Annotated in this window: 4 protein-coding genes; 3 read left to right on the forward strand and 1 reads right to left on the reverse strand. The window is 35.9% G+C overall.

Annotation, left to right across the window (positions count from 1 at the left end):
- Positions 1-107 precede the first annotated feature (107 nt).
- The 3 genes from cbpA to yafC all read left to right on the forward strand — a co-directional run bounded on the left by cbpA (position 108) and on the right by yafC (position 2,398).
- Positions 108-1,052 carry a curved DNA-binding protein gene (cbpA, locus tag AACU98_RS00895; RefSeq protein ID WP_161735346.1) on the forward strand — a complete coding sequence of 315 codons (945 nt, stop codon included), beginning with the start codon at positions 108-110 and terminating at the stop codon, positions 1,050-1,052.
- Entirely contained in the window at positions 1,052-1,357 is a 306-nt protein-coding gene (gene cbpM, locus AACU98_RS00900; RefSeq protein ID WP_004247011.1) for a chaperone modulator CbpM, read from the forward strand. Before cbpA ends, cbpM begins: the two co-directional genes overlap by 1 nt.
- Before the next feature lie 144 nt (positions 1,358-1,501).
- Complete coding sequence (yafC, locus tag AACU98_RS00905) at positions 1,502-2,398, forward strand: DNA-binding transcriptional regulator YafC (protein WP_036971038.1); 897 nt, start codon at positions 1,502-1,504, stop codon at positions 2,396-2,398.
- Between the two features lie 56 nt (positions 2,399-2,454).
- Here the strand turns inward: yafC and dkgB are convergent, their stop codons facing one another.
- A complete protein-coding gene (dkgB, locus tag AACU98_RS00910; RefSeq protein ID WP_036908191.1) occupies positions 2,455-3,258 on the reverse strand; it encodes a 2,5-didehydrogluconate reductase DkgB in 804 nt (267 codons plus the stop codon).
- Between the last annotated feature and the right edge of the window lie 209 nt (positions 3,259-3,467).

A 3,467-nucleotide genomic window follows, 5' to 3' on the forward strand; every position in this document is an offset into this window, starting at 1 on the left:
CTTAAATAGGGATTTATGAAACTTATTTTGGTTAACAAAAAAGCGTTCTCTGTCCTATAATCTATAGATGTAGGGTATTTAATGTTTAACATAATCGAGATATCACTATGGAATTAAAGGATTATTACGACATTATGGGGGTAAAACCCACTGATGACATGAAAACAATTAAAACTGCTTATCGCCGTTTAGCGAAAAAATATCACCCAGATGTAAGTAAAGAGCCAGATGCTGAGGAGCGTTTTAAAGAAATAGCGCAAGCTTGGGAAATTCTTGGTGATGAACAGCGCAGAGCTGAATATGACGAACTTTGGGCTCACCGCAATGATCCGAAATTTAAACAATTTACACAGCACAACAATTCACATTCAAACCAACAAAGTTTTAGTCAGGAAGATTTTGACGATCTTTATGCTTCTTTCTTTGGTCAAGGTTCACCTTTTGAAGGGCGCCATTCACGTCAAGCACCTAGACAACGTGGACAAGATCTAGAAATTGAATTACCGGTTTTTCTTGAAGAAGCACAAGAAGAGCATAAGCGTACCATTAGCTATCATTTACCGGTTTATAATGTCTTTGGCATGATAGAGAAAGAAATTCCTAAGACCTTGAATGTCAAAATTCCTGCCGGTGTTGTTGATGGACAACGTATTCGTTTAAAAGGCCAAGGTACTGCTGGGGAGAATGGCGGAGAAAATGGTGATTTATGGCTAACTATCCGTATTGCACCTCATCCATTATTTGATGTAAAAGGGCATGATCTTGAAATTGTGGTTCCTATTGCACCTTGGGAAGCCGCATTAGGTACTAAAATTGCTATTCCTACACTTAAAGATAAAATTTTACTTACTATTCCTCCCGCTAGTCAGGCAGGTCAACGCCTGAGAATTAAAGGAAAAGGCTTAGTAAGTAAGCAAAAGAGTGGTGATCTCTATGCCATTTTGAAAGTCGTCATGCCACCTAAAGTGGATGAAAAAACACATTCATTATGGCAACAACTCGCCGAAGCCCAAGCCGATTATAATCCACGTAAAAACTGGGAGAATAAATAATGGCACAATTAACAACAATATTTACTATGACTGAGCTTTGTCATCATACTGGTGTTTCCAAAGAGGAACTTCAAGAAATTGTTGAATTAGGGGTTATTGAGCCTGTAGAAATTACCACCCAGGAGTGGTTTTTCAATGATGATGCAGTTGTTGTTGTACATCGGGCGTTAAAACTTCATCGAGAGTTAGCATTGGATTGGCATGGTATTGCAATCGCCTTGACATTGTTGGATGAAAATGAACGATTAAAGCAAGATAATAAACAACTTCGACAACAGCTCATGCGCTTTATTAATAATGAATAAAGTGTCAGATAATATATCGCTAATTGCTTGAGAGAAACTAACTATAAAGATATGGAAATAATTTTTTAAAGCAATTAGCGTATATATTATATAATAAGAGTGATTCACCATTAGGTTATTATTCACTCGTTTCTAAGGTCAGTCATGAAAGCCACTTCAGAAGAAGTCCAAGTTTTTATTGCAGTAGTTGAAAGTGGTAGTTTTACACGTGCTGCAGAAAAATTAGCATTAGCCAATTCTGCTGTTAGTCGTACAGTAAAAAAACTTGAGTCAAAGCTAGGCGTTAATTTATTAAATCGGACTACGCGACAATTGAGTTTAACGGAAGAGGGGGAGCATTACTTTCATCGTATGCAAGTTATCTTACAAGATATGAAATTAGCTGAAGATGAATTAATTAATACACAAAAAACACCACAGGGTCTATTACGTATTGATGCCGCAACGCCGGTTGTTTTGCATTTACTGGTGCCTTTTATTAAACAATTTCAGCAAAAATATCCTCAAATAACCCTCTCTTTAGTTTCATCTGAAACATTTATCAATCTTATTGAACGTAAAGTAGATATCGCGATTAGAGTCGGTAATTTAACGGATTCCAGTTTACGGGCAAAACCACTATTGAATAGTTATCGGAAAATCGTTGCGACCCCGGACTATCTCGCCCGTTATGGACAGCCTAAAATCGCAGAAGATCTGCTTGACCATACTTGTCTAACTTTTACTGAACCAGTATCACTAAACACATGGCCTATTGAGCGAGAGAATGGACAATTATTAGAAGCTCCTATGGGAATATCGTCGAATAGTGGAGAAACGATAAGACAATTGTGTCTCGAAGGTAATGGTATTGCTTGCCTTTCCGATTTTATGGTGGTTAATGATATCGAAAATGGTCGATTTATCGAATTATTCCCCGATAAGCTGCAACCTATAGCTATGCCTTTTAATGCCGTTTATTATAGTGAAAAAGTGGTTAGCCAACGCATCCGTGTATTTATTGATTCTCTGAGTGAGTATATTGCTAAAAAAGTAGGTTAAGATATATAGGTGATAAAAATAATATCACCTATATTACGATTTAAATTGGTTAATCATTAATCCCAATGAGGCGCTAAACCTTCTGGGCTAACTAAACGATCATGACAATCTAACTTTGCAATCGCTTGTTTATCTTCACTATCCAATTTGATATTTACGCTGAGTAAATTACTGGCTAAATTTTCACGTTTTGTTGAAGATGGAATAACAGAATAACCTTCATTCATAGCCCAAGCTAAAATGATTTGTGCTGGTGTTGCATTGTGTTTTTTAGCAATGGTTTGTATTGTTTCATCTTTTAATGCTTTGCCGTAAGCTAGAGTCATATAAGATGTAATATGAATGCCATGCTGTTTAGCCCAATTTACCACTTTATGATTTTGTAAATAAGGTGATAATTCGATTTGGTTTGTTGCGATATTTTCAACACCAACGGCAGCAATAGCTTGTTCCATTAATGGAATGGTAAAATTTGAAATACCAATTTCTCGCGTTAATCCCATCTGTTTCGCAGCTAATAACTCTTGCATAAATTCTTTAACAGAAACTGCATCATTTGGTGATGGCCAGTGTACTAGAGTTAAGTCAACATAATCTGTTTGTAAATCACTTAAGCTTTGTTTCAAACTAGGAATTAATTTATCTTTACTTAAATTTTCTACCCAGATTTTTGTTGTGATGTAAAGCGCGTCGCGAGATATACCACTTTCTGCAATGGCTTGTCCTATAGCAGCTTCATTTTCATAAATTTGTGCTGTATCAATAGCACGATAACCTAGTTCTAGTGCAGTTTTTACAGAATTTATAACCGCATCGTCTTTTAAGCGAAAAGTACCAAGACCTAAAACGGGAACACTCATACATCTCTCCTGAAAATGGTAATAATAGTAGGGGAATTAAGTTGATATTTGTGACACCTTATTGGGTGTCTCATCGTCATGGTGGACAGTATAGTCTTTTTTATTGTTCTAAAAACAAGCTATAAAGCAAAAGACTTTTGTGATAAAAGCAATAATCAAAAATATCAGTTTATAGGGGATAAAAAGTTCTTGGTATAAACATAATTAAA

It is taken from the genome of Proteus sp. G4380, assembly GCF_963885725.1.
In the GTDB taxonomy this organism is placed as follows: Bacteria; Pseudomonadota; Gammaproteobacteria; order Enterobacterales; family Enterobacteriaceae; genus Proteus; species Proteus mirabilis.